18 protein-coding genes are annotated in these 19,566 nt (G+C 43.2%); 15 read left to right on the top strand and 3 right to left on the bottom strand.

The window, feature by feature from the left end:
- Positions 1–74 precede the first annotated feature (74 nt).
- The 8 genes from hisG to hisIE all read left to right on the top strand — a co-directional run bounded on the left by hisG (position 75) and on the right by hisIE (position 7,148).
- Entirely contained in the window at positions 75–932 is an 858-nt protein-coding gene (gene hisG / locus QZR76_RS07720; RefSeq protein WP_294141952.1) for an ATP phosphoribosyltransferase, read from the top strand.
- Positions 933–1,009: 77 nt separating this feature from the next.
- A complete protein-coding gene (hisD, locus tag QZR76_RS07715) occupies positions 1,010–2,296 on the top strand; it encodes a histidinol dehydrogenase (protein ID WP_294142105.1) in 1,287 nt (428 codons plus the stop codon).
- A gap of 3 nt (positions 2,297–2,299) precedes the next feature.
- Positions 2,300–3,355 carry a histidinol-phosphate transaminase gene (gene hisC / locus QZR76_RS07710; RefSeq protein WP_294141951.1) on the top strand — a complete coding sequence of 352 codons (1,056 nt, stop codon included), beginning with the start codon at positions 2,300–2,302 and terminating at the stop codon, positions 3,353–3,355.
- Positions 3,352–4,446, top strand: coding sequence for a bifunctional histidinol-phosphatase/imidazoleglycerol-phosphate dehydratase HisB (gene hisB, locus QZR76_RS07705; RefSeq protein ID WP_294141950.1), 1,095 nt, complete (start codon positions 3,352–3,354; stop codon positions 4,444–4,446). The genes hisC and hisB overlap by 4 nt, the downstream gene beginning before the upstream one ends.
- A gap of 11 nt (positions 4,447–4,457) precedes the next feature.
- On the top strand, positions 4,458–5,036 hold the full coding sequence (gene hisH / locus QZR76_RS07700) for an imidazole glycerol phosphate synthase subunit HisH (RefSeq protein ID WP_294141948.1): 579 nt from the start codon (positions 4,458–4,460) through the stop codon (positions 5,034–5,036).
- Between the two features lie 2 nt (positions 5,037–5,038).
- Complete coding sequence (gene hisA / locus QZR76_RS07695; protein ID WP_294141947.1) at positions 5,039–5,755, top strand: 1-(5-phosphoribosyl)-5-[(5-phosphoribosylamino)methylideneamino]imidazole-4-carboxamide isomerase; 717 nt, start codon at positions 5,039–5,041, stop codon at positions 5,753–5,755.
- A gap of 11 nt (positions 5,756–5,766) precedes the next feature.
- Entirely contained in the window at positions 5,767–6,543 is a 777-nt protein-coding gene (hisF, locus tag QZR76_RS07690) for an imidazole glycerol phosphate synthase subunit HisF (RefSeq protein WP_294141944.1), read from the top strand.
- A 5-nt stretch (positions 6,544–6,548) separates the two neighbouring features.
- The gene (gene hisIE, locus QZR76_RS07685) at positions 6,549–7,148 is read left to right on the top strand and encodes a bifunctional phosphoribosyl-AMP cyclohydrolase/phosphoribosyl-ATP diphosphatase HisIE (protein ID WP_294141942.1); all 600 of its coding nucleotides are present in this window, start codon (positions 6,549–6,551) and stop codon (positions 7,146–7,148) included.
- Positions 7,149–7,183: 35 nt separating this feature from the next.
- Here hisIE and QZR76_RS07680 read toward each other — a convergent pair whose 3' ends face one another.
- Positions 7,184–9,250: a helix-hairpin-helix domain-containing protein gene (locus QZR76_RS07680; protein ID WP_294141940.1), complete on the bottom strand. Its 2,067-nt coding sequence runs from the start codon at positions 9,248–9,250 to the stop codon at positions 7,184–7,186.
- A gap of 245 nt (positions 9,251–9,495) precedes the next feature.
- Between QZR76_RS07680 and QZR76_RS07675 the strand changes: the two genes are divergently transcribed.
- Positions 9,496–9,984: a GNAT family N-acetyltransferase gene (locus QZR76_RS07675; protein WP_294141938.1), complete on the top strand. Its 489-nt coding sequence runs from the start codon at positions 9,496–9,498 to the stop codon at positions 9,982–9,984.
- A gap of 48 nt (positions 9,985–10,032) precedes the next feature.
- On the opposite strand, the gene purE is transcribed toward QZR76_RS07675, so the two are convergent.
- The gene (purE, locus tag QZR76_RS07670) at positions 10,033–10,539 is read right to left on the bottom strand and encodes a 5-(carboxyamino)imidazole ribonucleotide mutase (protein ID WP_294141936.1); all 507 of its coding nucleotides are present in this window, start codon (positions 10,537–10,539) and stop codon (positions 10,033–10,035) included.
- A gap of 108 nt (positions 10,540–10,647) precedes the next feature.
- On the opposite strand from purE, the gene QZR76_RS07665 reads away from it, so the two are divergent.
- The 6 genes from QZR76_RS07665 to QZR76_RS07640 all read left to right on the top strand — a co-directional run bounded on the left by QZR76_RS07665 (position 10,648) and on the right by QZR76_RS07640 (position 19,005).
- Entirely contained in the window at positions 10,648–11,190 is a 543-nt protein-coding gene (locus tag QZR76_RS07665) for a phosphoribosyltransferase family protein (protein ID WP_294141934.1), read from the top strand.
- A gap of 11 nt (positions 11,191–11,201) precedes the next feature.
- Positions 11,202–12,194, top strand: coding sequence for a GTPase ObgE (gene obgE / locus QZR76_RS07660; protein ID WP_294141932.1), 993 nt, complete (start codon positions 11,202–11,204; stop codon positions 12,192–12,194).
- Between the two features lie 88 nt (positions 12,195–12,282).
- Positions 12,283–13,326 carry a DUF2776 family protein gene (locus tag QZR76_RS07655; RefSeq protein WP_294141931.1) on the top strand — a complete coding sequence of 348 codons (1,044 nt, stop codon included), beginning with the start codon at positions 12,283–12,285 and terminating at the stop codon, positions 13,324–13,326.
- Positions 13,327–13,625: 299 nt separating this feature from the next.
- Positions 13,626–14,354: a hypothetical protein gene (locus QZR76_RS07650; protein ID WP_294141930.1), complete on the top strand. Its 729-nt coding sequence runs from the start codon at positions 13,626–13,628 to the stop codon at positions 14,352–14,354.
- A gap of 72 nt (positions 14,355–14,426) precedes the next feature.
- Positions 14,427–15,119 carry a bifunctional demethylmenaquinone methyltransferase/2-methoxy-6-polyprenyl-1,4-benzoquinol methylase UbiE gene (ubiE, locus tag QZR76_RS07645; RefSeq protein WP_294141928.1) on the top strand — a complete coding sequence of 231 codons (693 nt, stop codon included), beginning with the start codon at positions 14,427–14,429 and terminating at the stop codon, positions 15,117–15,119.
- A gap of 520 nt (positions 15,120–15,639) precedes the next feature.
- A complete protein-coding gene (locus tag QZR76_RS07640; protein WP_294141924.1) occupies positions 15,640–19,005 on the top strand; it encodes an ABC transporter permease in 3,366 nt (1,121 codons plus the stop codon).
- Positions 19,006–19,110: 105 nt separating this feature from the next.
- Here QZR76_RS07640 and QZR76_RS07635 read toward each other — a convergent pair whose 3' ends face one another.
- Positions 19,111–19,491, bottom strand: coding sequence for an immunoglobulin domain-containing protein (locus tag QZR76_RS07635; protein WP_294141923.1), 381 nt, complete (start codon positions 19,489–19,491; stop codon positions 19,111–19,113).
- Between the last annotated feature and the right edge of the window lie 75 nt (positions 19,492–19,566).

Genomic DNA, 19,566 nt, shown 5'->3' with positions numbered 1-19,566 from the left:
CTGGTTCAGGCGGGCTTTTTTGTCTTTTATTCATTTGGCCTTCCCGGATTCAGCGAGTTTTTAAATCAAAAAATATGACGAGATTAAAAATTGCTGTTCAGAAGTCAGGCCGACTGTATGACGATTCTTTGGCTCTCTTGAGGGAGTGCGGAATTTCGATCAATAACGGGAAAGATCAGTTGATGGCGCAAGCTTCCAATTTTTCGTTGGAGATTCTTTATTTGCGTAATTCGGATATTCCTCATTACGTGGAAGACGGTATTGTCGATTTGGCGATCGTGGGAGAAAATACGGTAATTGAAAAACAAGTGTGTGTCTCTAAATTGTTGGATTTGGGATTTTCAGCCTGTCGGGTTTCCATTGCTATTCCCAAGTCGGAGGTTTTTACCGGACTCTCTTTTTTAGAGGGTAAACGGATTGCTACATCCTACCCGAATACCTTGAATACTTTTTTAAAACAGAATGGTTTGAAGGCGGAGATTCATGTGATTTCCGGTTCCGTGGAGATCGCTCCGAATATCGGTTTGGCGGATGCCATATGTGATATCGTAAGTTCAGGTAGTACTTTATTTAAAAATGGTCTTTCAGAGGTGTATACCTTATTCCGTTCTACGGCGGTATTGGTGGCGAATCCTTGTTTGAATACGGAAAAGCAGCGGTTGGTAAATCAATTGATCTTTAGAATGCAAGCCGTATTAGCGGCAAAAAACAACAAATATATTTTGCTGAATGCGCCGGAAACGCGGCTGGAAGAGATTTGCAGGATATTGCCGGGTATGAAAAGTCCAACGATTATGCCTTTACGACAATCCGGCTGGTATTCTCTGCATTCGGTCGTGAATGAAAATCGGTTTTGGGATTCGATCGATCGGTTGAAAGAAGCCGGAGCGGAAGGAATACTGGTAGTACCGATAGAAAAAATGATAGAGTAGTGTAATCCGGTAATGTAGTGCTTGTGGTCATTACTTGTCGGGCGTGTATTTTGTGAATTTAAATTATTTATAGTATGATGGAAAAGATCGTATATCCCCTGAAAGAGGAGTGGACGGACTTAATTAAACGTCCGGAAAATCAAACTGCCGACTTGGAACGGGTTTGTGACCTTGTCTTTGACGAAGTAAAACGGAATGGTGATGAAGCTTTAAAGAAATATACCTGGCATTTTGATCGGGTAAAATTGGATGATTTTACCGTTTCGGAATCCGAATTTCAGGAAGCGGAAAGTAAAGTTTGTGAAGATTTGAAAGAGGCTGTCCGGGAAGCTAAAAAAAATATAGTCCGTTTCCACGCTTTGCAAAAACCGTCTAAAATAGAATACCGGGATGAACGGGGGTTTTGTTGCTGGCAGGAAGCTCGGGCGATACGGAGGGTTGGGTTGTATATTCCGGGAGGGAGTGCTCCTTTATTTTCGACCGTGTTGATGTTAGCGGTCCCGGCGGTATTGGCCGGCTGTGAAGAGATCGTGATGTGTACTCCTCCGGAGAGGGATGGAAATATTAATCCCGTTGTGTTATGGACGGCTTCCTTATGTGGAGTGAAAAGAGTTTATAAAGTGGGAGGTATGCAGGCAATTGCCGCTATGACACTGGGAACCCCTTCGATCGACCGGGTCGATAAGATTTTTGGCCCGGGAAACCGATTTGTGACGGCAGCCAAATTGCGTTCGGAGCGTTACGGAGTGGCAATCGATATTCCCGCGGGACCTTCGGAATTGATGATTGTTGCGGATGATTCGGCCCGGCCGGATTTTATTGCGGCCGATTTGTTATCCCAGGCAGAACACGGTTCGGATAGTCAGGTGTTTTTTCTTACCGATCGAGAAGGTTTGCCGGAGAGAGTTGAACTCGAGTTAATTCGGCAATTGGAATCTCTTCCCCGGAAGGAGTTAGCCGCAAGAGCTTTGGAAAATTCGAAATGTGTGGTTTTGAAAACGATACAGGAGTGTATGCAATTGGTTAATTATTACGCTCCCGAGCATTTAATGCTTTGTGTACGGGGATATGAACAATGGCTACCGGAGATAAAAAGTGCCGGTTCTGTTTTTTTGGGAAATTACTCTCCCGAGAGTGCCGGGGATTATGCTTCCGGAACCAATCATACCTTGCCGACCAATGGATTTGCCCGGGCGTATAGTGGAGTGAATCTGGATTCGTTTATGAAAAAAATCACTTTTCAGGAGATAACCTCCGAAGGTTTATCCGTGTTAAGCGAAACGATAAAAATTATGGCGGAATACGAGCAGTTGTGGGGACACCGGAATGCGATAACCGTACGGGTAAATGATAAAAAGAGATAAGATATGTTCGAAGATATAGTACGGGATAATATAAAAGAGTTAGAAGCGTATTCCTGTGCCCGAATGGAGTTTAATGGTGACCGGGCTCTCTTTTTGGATGCGAACGAGAATCCTTTTGAAACGGGTTTTAACCGTTATCCGGATCCTTTTCAACAGAAGTTAAAGAATCGGTTGGCGGAATTGAAACGGGTTTCCGTAGATCAATTAATCTTGGGTAACGGGAGTGACGAGTTGATCGATTTGTTGATCCGGACGGTTTGCGAGCCGGGAAGAGATCGGGTAATTCTTTTTTATCCGGGTTACTCTATGTACGAGGTTTGTGCCCGAATCAACGGGGTAGAGGTTTTACGATTAGTGTTAGATGAGACGTTTATGCCCGAATGGGATGAGTTGGAATCGTATATGGACAGTAGGAGTAAAATCATCTTTTTCTGTAATCCGAATAATCCGGTAGGAAATGTTTTGCCTGTCGAGCGGATATTGGAGGTCGCAAAAAAGTATTCCGGATTGGTTGTGGTCGATGAGGCTTATATTGATTTTGCAGATCAAAAATCGATGATAGACCGGTTGTGGGATTATCCTAATGTGGTTGTCTTACAAACGTTATCCAAGGCTTGGGGAATGGCCGGCCTACGGGTAGGAGTGCTTGCCGCACATCCCGGGTTAATCCGTTATATGAATCGGGCAAAATTACCTTATAATGTAGGTTCCTTGGTGCAAACGGAAGCTTTACGAATGTTGGAAAATACGGAATATTTTCAACGATGTTTAAATGAAATAAGACGGGAACGTAGGCGGCTTTATGATTATCTGGGACGGAATGTCCTTTTTGATCGGGTCTTTGCTTCAGAGGCTAATTTTATTTTAGCATGTAGCCGGGAATATGAGTGTTTGTATCAGGAGTTATTGGAGCGGGGAATCGTAGTAAGAGTCCGACGGTTTCCTCCTCGAATAGAGAACGGATTACGTATCTCGATCGGGACATCGCGGGAAAATGATTTTTTAATGAATGTATTGTCTGAATTGGAAGATAAGTATTTAAAACAGGGTTGTTTATGAAAAAAATATTGTTTATCGATCGGGACGGAACGATCATAGAAGAACCCCCGGGTGATTTTCAGGTAGACTGTATGGATAAATTGTGTTTTAAGCCGGGAGTTATCGGCGCTCTGCGGAAAATAACAGAAGAAACGGACTATCGCCTGGTGATGGTTAGTAATCAGGATGGTTTGGGAACGACTGCTTTTCCTTTGACCGCTTTTATGCCTCCGCACGATTTTATGTTAAAAGTCTTGGCGGGTGAAGGGATTGTTTTTGACGAGGTGCTGATAGACGGTAGTTTCCCGGAAGAGAATTCTCCTTGTCGGAAACCCGGAACCGGTATGGTGAAGAAGTATATCGACGAATGGTTGGACCGGGAGAACTCTTATGTGATCGGGGATCGTTTGACCGATATGGAGTTAGCGTCGAATATGGGACTAAAGGGAATCTTGTTCGGGGAAAAGAAAGCGGAAGGGTGTCCGGAAGCAATAGTTTGTTCTTCCTGGGAGAAGGTATATCGTTATCTGAAATCCTGTTCCCGCCGGGTAAGCTTATCCCGCGAGACTTCCGAGACGGAAGTTCGGGTAACGTTAGTCTTGGACGGAGCTGGAGAGAGTGATATCCGTACGGGCATAGGCTTCTTCGATCATATGCTGGAACAGGTAGCTCGTCATGGAGGAGTCGATTTGATTGTCGTGGCGAATGGTGATCGGGAGGTGGATGAGCATCATACCATCGAAGATACGGCTATTCTTTTAGGGCGGTGCTTTGCGGTGGCCTTAGGAAGTAAAAAAGGCATAGAGCGTTACGGTTTTGCTTTGCCGATGGACGAATCCCGTGCCGAAGTATTACTTGATTTCAGCGGGAGGGGATATCTGGTTTGGGAAGTCCGGTTCGAACGAGAATACGTGGGGGAGTTCCCAACCGAAATGACCCGGCACTTTTTCGAGTCTTTTTGTAGGGAAGCCGGATGTAATTTGCATGTGGTGGCTAAGGGGGAGAATACCCATCATTTGATTGAAGCTATATTCAAAGCTTTTGGGCGCTGCATCAATACGGCGATAAAAGTGACGGGAACCAGTATACCCTCTTCTAAAGGACAACTTTAACGGATAGAGGTATGGTGACAATTATCGATTATGGAGCGGGAAATGTTTTTTCCGTGCAGACTGCTCTTCGGCGCTTGGGTGAAGAGGTCGTTGTTTCTTCGGATCCGGAGGTCGTCTGTCGGGCTGAGCGGGTTATTTTTCCCGGAGTAGGACAGGCTGCTACTGCTATGGAGCGATTGCGGGAAAAGGGATTGGATAAGATTCTTCCGGGACTGAAAGTACCGGTTTTGGGTATTTGCCTGGGAATGCAGTTGATGTGTACTTTCTCGGAAGAGGGAGATACTACGGGGTTGGGTATATTCCCGTTGGAGGTGAAACAGATGAAGAACGGGAAAAAGATTCCTCATATGGGTTGGAATCGAATATACGGTTTGCATTCCGACCTGTTTCGACGGATAAGGGAAATGGAGTGGAGCTATTTTGTTCATTCCTATTATCTTCCTTGTAACGAGTATCAGATTGCCGGTTGTGATTACGGGGGAGAGTTTTGTGCAGCCGTTCGAAAAGAGAATTTCTGGGGGTGTCAATTTCACCCGGAAAAGTCTTCCGCCATGGGAGAAATGATTTTACGTAACTTTTTAATGTTTTGAATATGGAGATTATACCGGCAATAGATCTTATGGGGGGACGATGTGTTCGCTTAAGTCAGGGAGATTACGATAGGTGTTGTGTTTATACCGGGGATCCGGTTGATATGGCCTTTTGTTTTGAAAAGGCAGGAGTTCGGAGGCTTCATCTGGTAGATTTGGATGGAGCCCGGAGAGGAAAAATCGTACATCTCGATTTATTGAGGAAGATTTGTTCTTCGACCCGCTTACAGGTGGATTTCAGCGGGGGAATAAAAACCGGAGAAGAGGTACAACGGATTTTGGATGCGGGGGCCCGGTGGGTAACCATCGGGAGTATGGCTCAAACAAATCCGGAGGAGGTTAGGGGTTGGATCACGAAGTACGGGACCGATCGAATTATAATTGCAGCGGATGTCCGGAAAGAACAGGTCTGTATCAACGGCTGGCAACGTAGGTCGCATAAAACGATTTATGACCTGATCGAACAATACGATGGCGTGTTGAGTAACCTGATGTGTACGGATATTGAACGGGACGGAATGTTTTCCGGGCCTTCGTTAGAGTTGTACGGTAAGTTGCGGACGAAGTATCCGGGAATAAATTTAATCGCTTCGGGGGGTATAAGTTCGGGCGAAGATGTAACGGCTTTATTTCGTTTAGGGATAACTTCGGTTGTTATCGGGAAAGCTTTTTACGAGGGACGGTTGACTTGGGAAGAGATGGTACGGATGAAATTATAACAGGACTTGGTATGGGATTAGCAAAAAGAATTATTCCTTGCTTGGATGTAAAGGCGGGATGTGTCGTAAAAGGGATTTGTTTTCAGAATTTGAAAAATGTCGGAAGTCCGGTGGACCTGGCTCTTTTTTATTCTGATTGGGGAGCAGATGAATTGGTGTTTTTGGATATTGCGGCCAGTATTGACCGGAGAGGAACGGTGTCAGAGTGGGTGAAGGAGGTTGCGGAAGCGATAAGTATTCCTTTTACCGTGGGAGGCGGCATTGCCTCGGAACGGGATGTTGAAGTTTTATTAAAATGCGGAGCCGATAAGGTTTCTATTAATTCGTCGGCAATCAGGGATCCCGGCTTGATTCGTCGGCTTGCGACTAATTTCGGGAAACAATGCGTTGTCATTGCTATTGATGCTTCCGTAAGAGAGGGAGAATGGAGGGTATTTAGTCATGGAGGGAATCGGAAAACGTCTTTGATTTTGCAGGAATGGGCACGGGAAGCGGCTGATTTAGGGGCTGGAGAACTTTTGTTTACTTCCATGGATCATGACGGAACCTGTCGGGGGTTTGCTTGTGATACGATAGCTGCCTTGGCTAACGAGTTGACCATACCGATTATTGCTTCCGGTGGGGCCGGGAAGTACGAGGATTTTTATGATGTTTTCACGAGAGGAGAGGCGGATGCGGCTTTGGCGGCAGGTGTTTTTCATGACGGAAGGATTAAAATTCCGGAATTGAAATCCTATTTGGCAACGAAAGGAGTCGAGGTAAGAAATGTATTATTCAATAAGATATAAATGTTATGTTAGATATCGGTCGTTTAAAATTTGATAAGTCCGGTTTGATTCCGGCTATTATTCAGGATGTGAATACCCGTGTCGTTTTGATGCAGGGGTATATGGATGAAATCTCTGTCAGGCGGTCGTTGGAGACCGGGAAAGTGTGTTTTTTCAGTCGTTCCCGGCAATGTTTGTGGACGAAAGGTGAGGAGAGCGGGCATTTTTTGTACTTGCAGGATATACTTGTGGATTGTGACGGGGATTCATTATTGGTAAAAGTGAAACCGGAGGGTCCGACTTGTCATACGGGACAAGATACTTGTTGGGGTGAGGAGAACGGTTCGGATAATTTTTTATTATACCTGGAACATTTTTTGCAAAAACGTAAGAATGATTCTCCCGAGGATTCTTATACGGCAAAATTGATTTCAAAGGGAATAAATAAGGTGGCCCAGAAGGTGGGAGAAGAGGCTGTGGAGCTGGTTATAGAGGCAAAAGACGAAAATCGGGAATTATTTTTAAACGAAGCGGCCGATTTGCTGTATCATTATTTGGTTCTGTTGATGGCAAAGGGATATGAGTTGGAAGATGTGATAAACGTGTTGAAAAAAAGACATAAATGATTGTAAATCTCAGATTGACGATTACAAATTATAATTTAGTCAATAGTAACCCGTATTTGGAAGGAGAGGTCGAATAGCTTATTATCATTGACTCGGGTGAGAGAGGAACTGAGGTATTCTTTTGCGGGATAGTATACCATTCCTGCTTTCAAGTAAAAAGTAATCGATCGGAGAGCTTTCCAGTTCAGGTTCAGATAGGAGCGAATACCTTTGTCCTGATAGGCCGGAAAAGAGTAGCCGTACAATACGTTATGTTCATAGGCATAGATCCGGGAATAGTATCCGTCCGTATTGAAATAAGCTATACGGAATTGGGTTTTGACGTTTTGCTTACGGATGGAGAATATAAAGTCTTGATAGATAAGTACTCCTTCCTCTTTTCGTGTATCTTTTTGATAATGAATATAGTCCAGACGACTACGAAATTCGAGAAAAGATAGGTTTTTGTTGGAAAATTGGAATCTGAGCTCGTTTCTCTGCCGTTGAACGCGGGCTAATGTTTGTCTTACCGGATTTTCGGGCTTGGATTCGTGTTTAACGCGGAAATAGCATTCCCATTTGCGAAAATAATAGGTGAGGTCGCATACTATTTCTTGACCGGAACCGGGAATCGTGGCCTGATAGCGGGGGGCAAAAAAGCGAAACCAGTCGTAATAGAGATTTATTTTCAGGTTTTTCACGGGAGAGCTTTCTATGCCGATATAGATTCCTTCTTCATTGGAGGTGTTGGAGTATTCGGCAAATCCCTGGTTATAATGGGAACGGTAATTCTTGTCGTAATGGCGATAGATAATGCAGGCGGAGGCTTTGGAAAATCCGCTGTAACGTAGTCCGTGAATGGTTCCGATGGCGCCCTTATCGCTTAGAGCAAACTCTCCGAAAAGGTAAAAGCTTCGAAAACCTGTTTTGTAGTCCAGACTGCTTAGAAATCGTTTGTTGCCGGTATCGTTATAACGTTGGTATGTGCGGTTTCCAACGGATAGTTGTGGGGTGAAGTCGTAATATAAGGCGTGGATACCGATTCGAAAACGTTGATGATTCAGGTTAAAGGAACCTCCGGTCGTGAACTCTTTTAAGGTGTGCTTTTTTTTACACTCGGATAGGTTTCTATGATAGCCGCTTTGATAGAGAGAGGCTGTTTCCAGTTCTTCCGGATCAAGGCTGTCCCGGTTGATAATATTTCCGTCCGTTTTTTTGTAAGAAACGAACAGAATGGTTTTGATGTTTTTGTGCGGGGTCATGTATATGCCTATTCCTCTCAGAAAATGATTCTCGTCGGTAGAGGTATAGGGGGAGATTCCGTTTCCTGATTTTTCGTTGTTCAGAGAGGCTCCGGACTTTCCGACAGAGAATCCGTGCCAGGCGACCAGACCTTGTCCCCATTGTAATTTGTAATCCCCGATAATGATTTTTTGAAGCCAATGTTTGTTGGTTAACATCAAATGTGCGGATAAAAAGTCGAAACCGCTTTTTTGATACCTCGTGAAGTAGCTTTCTCCCGGGTCGTTCTCGAGCGTAAGACCTCCTGCCCAACGGGAACGGTTTCCTATTTTGTATTTTAATAGGGTTCCGAACGGTGGCCCCCGGAATTGTTTTTCTTGAGTTTTTTTAAAGTCTTTCTCTTTGAGGAAAGCCTCCCGCGTATATTTTCGGTAACCTGTTTGTGTGGGGTATGTTGTTTTGAGTCTGGCTAATAATTCTTGTTTAACGCGAGGTTTTTTCTTGAAAGCGGGTGTCGTGACAGATGTACCGATTCGAATAAAGGGGAGAATATTGGTCAGATCCTTTTTTCCAATGCCGGTAATTAACAGGAGTTCATTCGGATGCTTGAAGGCTCCTATTTTGTTTCGGAAAATTAGGATTTGATCGATTTGACTATCCGAGAGGAAAAATAACATTTTCAGGCTATCGAATCCGACCGTATTTATATCGAGGGGATGTTGTCGAAGATAGAACAGGGTGGTAAGCATCTCTTCGTAGTTTTCCTCTGAATCGAGAATGCCGTTCTCTTCCAGAAGTTTCTCTATATCGGATGTCTCTTGGGCGTAACTGTTCCAACATGGAAGGAGGGAGAAACAGATCAGGACGAGTGCTCGTTTCATGGCGTGCGAGTTGTGGTTAATAAGATCATAATCGTAAAAGAGGGTGTGAACCGACACACGGGAAGCCTATTCTTTTTCAAAGTTATGAAAAAATGAAATATGTATATTCCGAATATGATATAAATGATGCATTTTTAGATGAATATATAAACGTATGACCAATTGTTTTTTTGCCTCTATTTTTTTACTTTTAAAATTCGATCGGAAGAGGCAACGGTCGATTTATAAAACAAATAGAGACTAAAATGAAAATTAGAAAAACAGAAATAGAGGACTTGATCGTTTTATTAAGATTATACGAGTCTGCAAGACAATTTATGGCGGATAACGGTAATCCCGGGCAATGGGGTGACCGTTATCCGGAGAGGGTGTTGCTGGAAGACGATATCGCCCGGAAATGCAGTTATGTATGTGTAGATGAGAGAGAGGAGGTGGTAGGTACCTTCTTTTTTGCTATTGGGACGGAACCGACCTACCTGAAGATTTTTGACGGAGAGTGGCTGAACGATGAACCTTATGGCTTTATACATCGTATGGCCACCGTAAGAGGGAGGAGAGGGGTTGCCTCGTATTGTCTTGATTGGTGTTTTCAACAAAGTGGAAATATCCGGGTAGATACCCATAGAAATAATATACCCATGCAGAAGGTGCTGGAGAGGAACGGGTATAAACGGTGTGGAATAATTTATTTAAAAAACGGGGACGAAAGAATAGCCTTTCAAAAGGAGCGATAGTCTTTAAAAATAAATCCGGCTTGCTTCAAAAGTAAACCGGATTTTATTTTAATTGGTTTTATAGTCGTATTTTACTTGTGCCAACTCTTTGTTGGCATCGACGATCTTCTTTTTTAGCGATTCTTTGAATTCCACAATTTTATTTTTTAGTTCGGTATTACCGACGGCTAAAATTTGTGCAGCTAAAATTCCGGCATTCATGGCACCATTGATGGCTGTTGTCGCAACGGGAATTCCCGGAGGCATCTGGGCGATGGCTAATAGGGCATCCATGCCGTCGAGGGAGGCGTTAATGGGAACTCCGATAACGGGTAGGGGGGTCATTGCGGCGATGACACCGGGAAGATGAGCGGCCATTCCGGCTCCGGCAATAATCACTTCAATGCCTCGCTTTCCTGCGTTTTTAGCAAATTCTTCCACTTCGGCAGGAGTACGATGTGCTGATAAAGCGTTTATTTCGAAAGGAATACAAAAGTCATTCAATACTTTTGCTGCCTTTTCCATGACGGGCAGGTCTGAGGTGCTGCCCATAATAATACTTACTTTTGGGTTCATATTTTTACGGGATTTTAAATTCAAAATTGTACTTTTGCGCAAAGTAAATAAAAAAAAATGAATTCGGGACGAATTGGCCCGATCTTCAATGGATTAAATTAAACAGGAATGAAAAAAGTCAGATTGCACGATAAGGAATTTCAAGTTTCTATTGAGGCGGCTGCGATTGATAGGGAGATCGAACGGGTTGCAAAAGAGATTAACCGTGATTTGCAGGGGGAACGTCCGTTGTTTTTAAGTATATTGAACGGGGCATTCATGTTTACTTCCGATTTGTTGAAATGCATCACCTTGGAGGGAACGGAGGTCAGTTTTGTGAAGATAGCTTCTTATGCCGGAACTTCTTCTACCGGTCGGGTAAAGGAGTTGATCGGGTTGAATGAAGATATAACGGGACGTACGCTTGTGATCGTAGAGGATATGGTCGATTCGGGTAAGTCCATGGTACATCTGAAGGAGATGTTATTGAAGAAGAGTCCCAAACAGATCAAGATTGTAGCGATGTTTTATAAGCCTAAGGCTTTGGTGCATGAATTGACTGTCGATTACCATTGCTTTGCCTTGGAAAATGATTTTGTCGTGGGGAGAGGGTTGGATTACGACGGTTTAGGGCGTAACCTCCCGGACTTGTATACGTTGTGTAAAGATTAAAACTGATTATAATGGCAGCAACCAATTTTGTTGATTATGTAAAAATATTCTGTCGTAGTGGGGCAGGAGGTCCCGGTTCAACTCATCTTCACCGGGATAAGATGACGGCTAAAGGGGGACCTGACGGGGGAGACGGTGGTCGTGGAGGACACGTAATATTGAGGGGCAATCGAAACTATTGGACGTTGATCCATTTAAAGTATCAGCGGCATATTTTTGCCGAGGATGGAAGGAGCGGTAGTGAATGCCGGAGTACCGGGGCTAATGGAGATGATGTTATCATTGATGTGCCGCTGGGAACGGTAGCCCGGGATGCGGATACCGGTGAATTGATCTGTGAAATCACGGAAGAAGGACAGAAATGTATCGTTGTTGCCGGTGGACGCGGAGGATTAGGGAACTGGAATTTCCGTTCGGCCACGAATCAGACTCCGCGTTTTGCCCAACCGGGAGAGCCTCGTGTCGAGAGGACGGTTGTTATGGAGCTGAAAGTTTTGGCGGATGTAGGATTGGTCGGTTTTCCCAATGCCGGAAAGTCGACCTTGCTATCGGTCGTTTCGGCGGCGAAACCCGAAATCGCTAATTATCCGTTTACGACCCTGGTGCCTAATCTGGGTATTGTAAAATATAGGGATGATCGCTCTTTCGTGATGGCGGATATTCCCGGAATTATTGAGGGTGCTCACTTGGGGAAAGGGTTGGGAATTCGTTTTTTGCGCCATATCGAACGAAATTCGGTCTTACTGTTTATGGTTCCGGCCGATAGTCCCGATATTCATAACGAGTACAATGTTTTGCTTAATGAATTGAAACAATATAATCCCGAATTATTGGATAAGAGACGCGTATTAGCCATTACCAAATCGGATTACGCGGATAAGGAGCTGATTGCAGAGATGGAAACGGACTTACCGGATATCCCCTATGTTTTTATCTCTTCCGTCACCGGGCAGGGGATTACAGAGCTTAAAGATCTGCTTTGGAAGGTATTGAATGAAGAATAAAGGCTTAATTTAGGGAAATTTACGAAAAAATCAGGAACATAGGGGAGATATGACCTCGTATATTCATTGAATTTTAAAAGAATTGGATATGAATTACGGCATTAGTATTTTGTTCAGAGGTATTCCCGTGTTTATGGCATTAATATGTTTTTTCCTGGGAGGTTATATTTTTTATTACGGAAGTGATACGGCTCGATTTGTTGCAGGACCCGTGGTTTTTTCGTTGGGAGTGATTTGTATGGCGTTGTTCGCAACTGCGGCGACAATCATTCGACAATTGATCCACACGTATAAACCTGTTTTTAAATATTTATTGCCGGGTTTTGCTTATTTGCTGGCATTCGGTACGATTGCTTTTGGAATATGGATATTCGCCGCACACGATATGCCGGAATTATTTGTTTCCGGTCATGTGGTTTGCGGGGTGGGTTTAATATCCGCCTGTATCTCTACAGCCGCAACTTCCTCCACCAAGTTTGCACTTATTCCCGCTAATTCCCATACTCCTGATAATAAAATCAATGCTCAAGGATTTTCAGCCACGACAGAGAGTATCTTAATTGCCCTGACCATTTTGTTTTCGACTGTGGCCTGGATATGGGCTATTGTCCTGTTATCCGATTCTTCGGATTCGAATTCTTTTGTTGCGGGTAGTGTTATGGGAGGCCTTGCCTGTATTTGTACCAGTTTGATCGGTTTGGTAGCGAGTATTGCCCGGCAGATACGAAATGATTATACCGATCGGGATCGTAAATATTGGCCTATGTTGGTTTTTTTCATGGGTAGTGTTTGTGTGGTATGGGGATTGGTCGAGTTGTTTGCCGCTTCGGCTCCGGTGAATACGACCGGTTTTATTTTGATCGGTTTGGGGTTGGTTTGTTTCAGTATATCCAGTAAGATCCTTTTATTGGCTAAGGTATGGAAACAGGAGTTTAAGTTGGCAAATCGTATTCCTTTAATCCCCGTTATAACGGCTTTGCTTTGCTTGTTCTTAGGAGCTTTTCTATTTGAAGAGGCTATGTTGGACGGGGCGTTTTTTGTTCCTGCCCGCGTGCTTGTCGGATTAGGGGGAATCTGCTTCTCGTTATTCTCCATCGTCAGTATTTTGGAGAGCGGAACTTCCGGGAAATAAAATGTAAATGTACAATTTGATATATAGGCAATTGAAAATTAATTTTCAGTTGCCTTTTTTTATGGAAAATATTTTGACAGGAATGGGATACATTTTTTTATGAAAGAATTTATAAATTAAAAACAGAATGATACCTTTATCCCAAAGTAAGATCAAAAGGATAAGTGTGTACAAAGGAAGTTCTAACCTTCAGTAAAAAAGAGTTGGAAATTTCTGCTTGTGATTTTTATTTCGATTTGAATATTTTTGAATCGTTGTTCGGGTTTATCGAAGTAATTTCAGGTTAAAGAAAAAAAAGTATGAAGTGGTTATTGACTGTTGGTTTTATTTTTTGGTTCGGTTTTATTTTTGCTCAGGAAGAAGACGAATTGTTTTGTGCGCGGAAGTTTTCCGGGAGCGAGAACATTCAAAAGGTGCGGGTTAATATGGATATTGATTCGAGCGGTAAGGTCGGGTTGGACATAAAGTGGGTATTTTTGCAACTAAAGGCGGAGCAGGATAGTTTGCTTTTGGAGATGAAAAAGTCGGAGAGTGAAAGGCACAAATGGATATTGGATCACGTGACGTGCGGAAAATTGGAATTGAAGAATTTTCGGTTTTTCGAATCGGAGGGGGACGAAGTACGGGAGATCGGTTATGAGATAAAAGGAACTCTAAGTGGTTTTTGTCGTAAAATTGGAGATCGACTTTTCTTTTCTCCTTTTTCTTTTTCCGGGATAAAGAACCTTCGTTTGTCTCCCGGAGAACAGGAAGTGCGTTATCCGGTTGCTCAAAAAGATACGATTTTCGTGCGTATACCGGAAGGTTATGTCGTGGAGATGGGAATTTCTCCGGTTTTTTTGTATAGCCCTTATGGGGAGTACTCTACGGAGATATCATGTTTTAAAGACAATCTTTATTTGAAAAGAAATTTTGTGTTGAATGCCGGAGTTTACCCGAAAGAGGCTTACGAGAGTTTTCAGTTATTTATTCAACAAGTACAGTTGCAGGATCGACTCCAATTTGTATTAAAACCTCAAAATAAATAGCGGAGCGGGTTGGTGTGATTCAAATCTCGTTTAAATTTGTATTTTTGCTCTGTTGAAACTAAATAAAAGAAGATGGCGAAAAAAGAGAGGGTACAGGAGATGTTCAACGGAATTGCGCCGAAATACGATTTGCTGAATCATCTTTTATCGATGGGGATTGATAAAAGGTGGCGGAAAAAAGCGATGAAGGTGGTCGGAGCGGGATGTAAGGACATTGTTTTGGACGTGGCTTGCGGGACGGGTGACTTTTCGATGGAGGCCTTGAAACACGGGGTAAAGAAGGTGATTGGAGCCGATATCTCGGAAAATATGTTGACTGTTGCCCGGGAGAAGGCAAAGGAACGGAAATTGACGGAGCAATTGGACTTCCGTTACGGGGATAGCGAGAACCTGGAGTTCCCGGATAATACCTTCGATGCAGTAACCGTGGCTTTCGGAGTGCGGAATTTCGAACATTTGGAAAAGGGACTGACGGAGATGTACCGGGTATTAAAGCCGGGAGGAAAGGTGGTGATATTGGAATTTTCAACACCGGAGCGTTTTCCCATGAAGCAGTTGTATCGTTTCTATTTTAAAAGAGTACTTCCTTGGATCGGAGGCATCGTTTCCGGGAATCGAAAGGCCTACGAGTATTTGCCGGCTTCCGTTTTTGCTTTTCCTCAAGGGGAAGCATTTTTGAAGATTATGCGTTCATGCGGTTATCGACAGGTCACTCAGTGTCGGCTGACTTTCGGTATCGCCTCTCTCTACGTGGGGGAAAAATAAGAGTAATTTACGATGGAATGATTTCGTGATGAATGGATGTAAAAGATAAAAAATAAATTCGATTTTGTGTCAGATGGTTTTATGGAATTATTGATACAACCATTTCGCATTTCTTGTTGTCTTTACCTACGGGGTTTCCTGTTACTATTTGGTAAGTTTCTGAATCACTTGTTTCTACATTGTTTATCGTTAACATTGCTTTTCCATCGTTATCGTAACTTATAGATAGGTGTAAATTGTAAATAGGATATCACTTAATTTTAGAATTCCTTGTTCTTTTTATTTACAATTGATGAGTATAAAGCGTCGCATAATACTTGTTTTCCTAAGTGTAGTTTATAAAATATGTTTTTATGACATATGTTTTATATTTTATATTTATTTATTCTTATCTTGTGGTACGATTTTAATATTTTCTATTTTTCTTGAATAGAAATAAAATATAGTTATTTTATTCTGGATATCCAAATAATGAAATATAATTTAATCATTGATAATGGGGAATATGAATTTCAGAGACATGAATTTAGTTGCGGGTTACGAGCGAAAGATGATAACAAGGAATTTCGTTTTTATTCTTTTGGCTTTTTTGTTAGTGGGAGGTATTTTGGGTTTTCACGTTTTCGCTCATAGCTACTGGCGTATCGATTCCTACGCTTTTCGTGCGGATATTCCTTCCGCCATCCCTTACACGAACGCTTACCTCTTCTGCGTGTTTCAGGCTTTTTTGGCCATTTTTGTGGCGGGAGATTTTATTAAACGCGAACGGTCGAAAAACACGAACGAGGCGTTACTATCCCGTCCGGTCGATAACATGGAGTACGTGCTTGGGAAAGGCTTGGCCGTCGTGGAACTTTTGATCATGTTAAATGTCGTGTTGATGGTGTTGACCGGGATGCTTCACGTTTTCGTGACAGACTCTGTCTTTTCTCCCTTGTTATACCTGTTTTATTTCCTCACGCTGACGTTACCGACGATTCTTTTCACCACGGCCTTGGTCGTCTGCGTGAAAATGTTCGTTCGTTCGCGAATTTTCGTTTTGTTGGGGTTGTTACTCTACCTGTGGGCATCGTTAACCTTGCTCCCTTTTCTCGCTCACGGTGTTTTTGATTTCACGGCTTCCCGGGTGCCGAATATTTTCTCGCCCTTGGTAGGTCATCCCGGGATAGGGAGTTACCTGTTGCAGCGTATGATCTTTATCTGGATTGCCCTGGGCTTATTCTCTCTCTCCGTTGTCGGTTTTAAGCGATTAACCGGGAGGTGGAGACGGGCCGGGTTGATTATCACCCTTTGTTTTGTGGCGGGTATCGTGACGAGTTTTATTTATCTTTTTCCTTTTAAACGTCAAAGCGAACTTCGGGAACACTACCGGACTGTTTACCGGGAGTACGATAACGCCGCTAAAGTGAACACGGTGGAGCACGAGATCACGTTTCGACAGGAGGGAGAGCGTTTATTGTCGGATAGTAAACTCTTGATCGAGAACCGTAACACGACAGTAGTAGATACGGTATTGTTTTACCTTAATCCGGGTTTGGAACTTTCCAGTTTAGTAATTGATGGCAAGGAATTGTCTTTCGAGCGGAAGGATCAGGTGATCGTGGTACCGTTTAGGATGGAGCCGGGTGCCCGTTCTCTGGTGACGATGAAATATTCCGGAAGAATCGACCCGTTAATCTGTTACCCCGAGATTGCTGACCGGGAGTTTACCGCCATGGACTTTAACAACATGCTGTGCCTTGGCCATCGTTTTTTCTTTTTGACGGATGATTTCACCTTGTTGACTCCCGAGTCGCTCTGGTATCCCACGACGCTTCCTGTCGTGAACGTGGGTTTCCCGTGGATCTCCCGTCGTGATTACACGTTATACAAGTTAAAAGTGCTGAATCCCGATCGAAAAACGGTGCTCTCGCAGGGAGAGATGTCCGAGAAAGGCGACACGACCTGTTTTAATAACGAGCGAAATCTTTTCGGGATCGTTTTTGTGGCGGGTGATATGGATAAAGAACAATTCCAAGCCCAAGATTTTTTAAGCGAGTATTATTATCCTCGTGGGGAGTTTCCTTGTTCAGGAGCCTTTTTGGCGTCGGAAGAGGGGAAAAAGCGATCTGTAGAAAAGATCAAATGGATGTTTGTCACTTATTACGGTTACCCGTGCGATAGGGTCGCTCTCGTGGAAGTCCCTGTCTCTTTTTACACGTTTATTCGGCCGTGGAGGGAAGGAACCGATTACGTTCACCCGGAACTTTTTCTTGTTCCGGAACGGCGAACAAGTCAATTGGGAGGTGGCGAGGAGGTGCTTCAAAGAAGGATACGGAATGAACAGTCGCGTTTAATGTCAAAAGGAATAAAAGATACCCCGTTGCCAGACGTTGAGGCCGATATCATTGTAAATAATTTCGAGATGCTTTCTAAAGCGGGATTGGAGCGGGAATTTTTCTCGTGGTTGCCTCTCGTGAAAAAGGATAAAGGGCGTGGTTCAATTACGGCAGATTCGTGGAATAAATATGATTACTCTTTTCTGGGGAAAGAGGGGACCCTGTTGTTGAGTTCTTCTCGTTATCCTATGATCAACTCGATCTTTAAGGCGATGAGGCCGGATGAATTTCCGGTGGGTTCTATATGGTTTAAAGTGGAAAGAGACCTGAAAGCTATCGAGTATCTTTCAAGGAATAGTCTGGAACGGGCTTTTAAACCAGAAGAAGTAATTCCTGAAATGAAAGGTATCGTGGAGGTAAAAGGGAGGGAATTGTGGAATCGTTTACAAAACATGGTAGGAGATTCCTTGATCCGGTTTGTCGATGATTTTAAGGAACGTTATGCCTATCAGGATGTCGATTTTGACGTGTTTTGTGATGAATTGGATCGTCGTTTTAATGTTGATATTTATCCGGTATTGAATGCGTGGTATACGAGTGAGGGAGTTCCGGCGTTCGTTATCCGGGATATCGAGATAAACGAGAACCGGGAAAGAGAGCGGGCGACGATTTGTTTTAAAGTTTGGAATAGAAGTGACGTGGAGGGAATGGTTTCTGTGAATTATGCTCATTCGATGTTCATGGGGCCCACTCGAAAAGGTATGTTAAAATCTATTACGGTCGCTCCCCGAACCTGTATGGAGGTCGCTTTGGTGGCGCAATTAGAGGGGACTTCGAGTCGTTTTATAATCAGTACCGGTTTCTCGAGGAATATACCGGAACAATTTGATGTTTTAATTCCGGGTAAGGTTTGGGTGGACCGGGACTCGATTCAGGAGATCGATACGACCTGTTTTATGTCTTCCGCTAACGAGATTATCGTGGATAACGAGGATGAAGGTTTCGTGATTCGGGAAGAGCGGTCTTCCTGTTTTGAAAAACCGGGTAAGGATAAAAAGTATAATCTTTATCCCCCGAGGCAATCCGAGTGGCGGTGGACACTATTTGTTTCGAATCACGCTTATGGTGATGTAGTGAGAAGTTTTTACAGTAAAGGTGGCGGAAGCGGTAAATCTCAGGTAGAGTGGAATGCTTCGATCAGAGAATCGGGCACGTATGAATTGTTTATCAGGTGTGTTACCACGGGTGGAACCTCGTTTGTGTTGGATGGGGGACCTTCTGTAGAATATTCTTTTTTTCATGATGGTGTGGAAGATAAGATATTCTTTACTCCTCCTGAAAAAGGAATTGCATTTACAGTTAAATTACATGAATCAAGCGGGGGAAAAGAAGAGATTGTATTGGATCTTGGGAAAGAAGGGGCCGATTCTGATTTTGCAAAGGGATGGGTGTTTTCGGGAAGGTATGAACTTTCCCCGGGCGATGTAAAAGTCGTACTTCAGGACAAGGGGCTTCTACCTGGCGAGGTGTTGAATGCCGACGCCGTGAAATGGGTTAAGGTGGAGTAAAGTCTACAGATTATCTTCACTCGCTTTAGTATATTGCGGGTGTTGAGGGTAAAAAAAAGGTCTGCTCAACGAACAGACCTTTTTTACGTCTTGCGTTAGATGAATTTATTTAATAGTTGATACATGTATTTCACAAGTCGCCTGAGCTATGCCTGCTTTGTTTTGTGCTACGACCAAATATATTGCTGAATCTTCTATTTTTGCATTTTTTATTGTTAATGTATGTCTTCCTTTGTCCTCATTTATAGAGATTCTGGTATCTTCTTCAATGGTTTTGTTGTTTTTATAAAAAACAACTGTAGGTTTTGGAGTTCCTGTAACAACGGCATCAATTTGAATTGTCTGGCCTTCTTTTACTACTTGATCGGCTGGTTTAGCGGTGAGGTGCGGAGCTTCTACTAATTCGTTAATGGCTGCTGTAGTGCCAATATAACTCCCCGTGAGAGTTATGACTAACATCATAATAAATACAATTTTCTTTTTCATAATTAAAAAATTTATGTGTTATATAATAATAACAAATAAAGTAAAAATAATTATATATATCAAAAATATTATTTG

Origin of the sequence: uncultured Sanguibacteroides sp. (assembly GCF_900543425.1) — a bacterium.
Lineage (GTDB): Bacteria > Bacteroidota > Bacteroidia > Bacteroidales > Marinifilaceae > Gabonibacter.
This window is presented reverse-complemented; position numbering and strand designations above follow the sequence as displayed.

Coding starts and splice junctions, on each gene's coding strand:
- QZR76_RS07655 (WP_294141931.1), top strand. CDS start 12,283: ATGAATTACGGCATTAGTATTTTGTTCAGAGGTATTCCCGTGTTTATG.
- QZR76_RS07650 (WP_294141930.1), top strand. CDS start 13,626: ATGAAGTGGTTATTGACTGTTGGTTTTATTTTTTGGTTCGGTTTTATT.
- QZR76_RS07675 (WP_294141938.1), top strand. CDS start 9,496: ATGAAAATTAGAAAAACAGAAATAGAGGACTTGATCGTTTTATTAAGA.
- ubiE (WP_294141928.1), top strand. CDS start 14,427: ATGGCGAAAAAAGAGAGGGTACAGGAGATGTTCAACGGAATTGCGCCG.
- QZR76_RS07680 (WP_294141940.1), bottom strand. CDS start 9,250: ATGAAACGAGCACTCGTCCTGATCTGTTTCTCCCTCCTTCCATGTTGG.
- purE (WP_294141936.1), bottom strand. CDS start 10,539: ATGAACCCAAAAGTAAGTATTATTATGGGCAGCACCTCAGACCTGCCC.
- QZR76_RS07640 (WP_294141924.1), top strand. CDS start 15,640: ATGAATTTAGTTGCGGGTTACGAGCGAAAGATGATAACAAGGAATTTC.
- hisB (WP_294141950.1), top strand. CDS start 3,352: ATGAAAAAAATATTGTTTATCGATCGGGACGGAACGATCATAGAAGAA.
- obgE (WP_294141932.1), top strand. CDS start 11,202: ATGGCAGCAACCAATTTTGTTGATTATGTAAAAATATTCTGTCGTAGT.
- hisC (WP_294141951.1), top strand. CDS start 2,300: ATGTTCGAAGATATAGTACGGGATAATATAAAAGAGTTAGAAGCGTAT.
- hisA (WP_294141947.1), top strand. CDS start 5,039: ATGGAGATTATACCGGCAATAGATCTTATGGGGGGACGATGTGTTCGC.
- hisF (WP_294141944.1), top strand. CDS start 5,767: ATGGGATTAGCAAAAAGAATTATTCCTTGCTTGGATGTAAAGGCGGGA.
- hisD (WP_294142105.1), top strand. CDS start 1,010: ATGGAAAAGATCGTATATCCCCTGAAAGAGGAGTGGACGGACTTAATT.
- hisG (WP_294141952.1), top strand. CDS start 75: ATGACGAGATTAAAAATTGCTGTTCAGAAGTCAGGCCGACTGTATGAC.
- hisH (WP_294141948.1), top strand. CDS start 4,458: ATGGTGACAATTATCGATTATGGAGCGGGAAATGTTTTTTCCGTGCAG.
- QZR76_RS07635 (WP_294141923.1), bottom strand. CDS start 19,491: ATGAAAAAGAAAATTGTATTTATTATGATGTTAGTCATAACTCTCACG.
- hisIE (WP_294141942.1), top strand. CDS start 6,549: ATGTTAGATATCGGTCGTTTAAAATTTGATAAGTCCGGTTTGATTCCG.
- QZR76_RS07665 (WP_294141934.1), top strand. CDS start 10,648: ATGAAAAAAGTCAGATTGCACGATAAGGAATTTCAAGTTTCTATTGAG.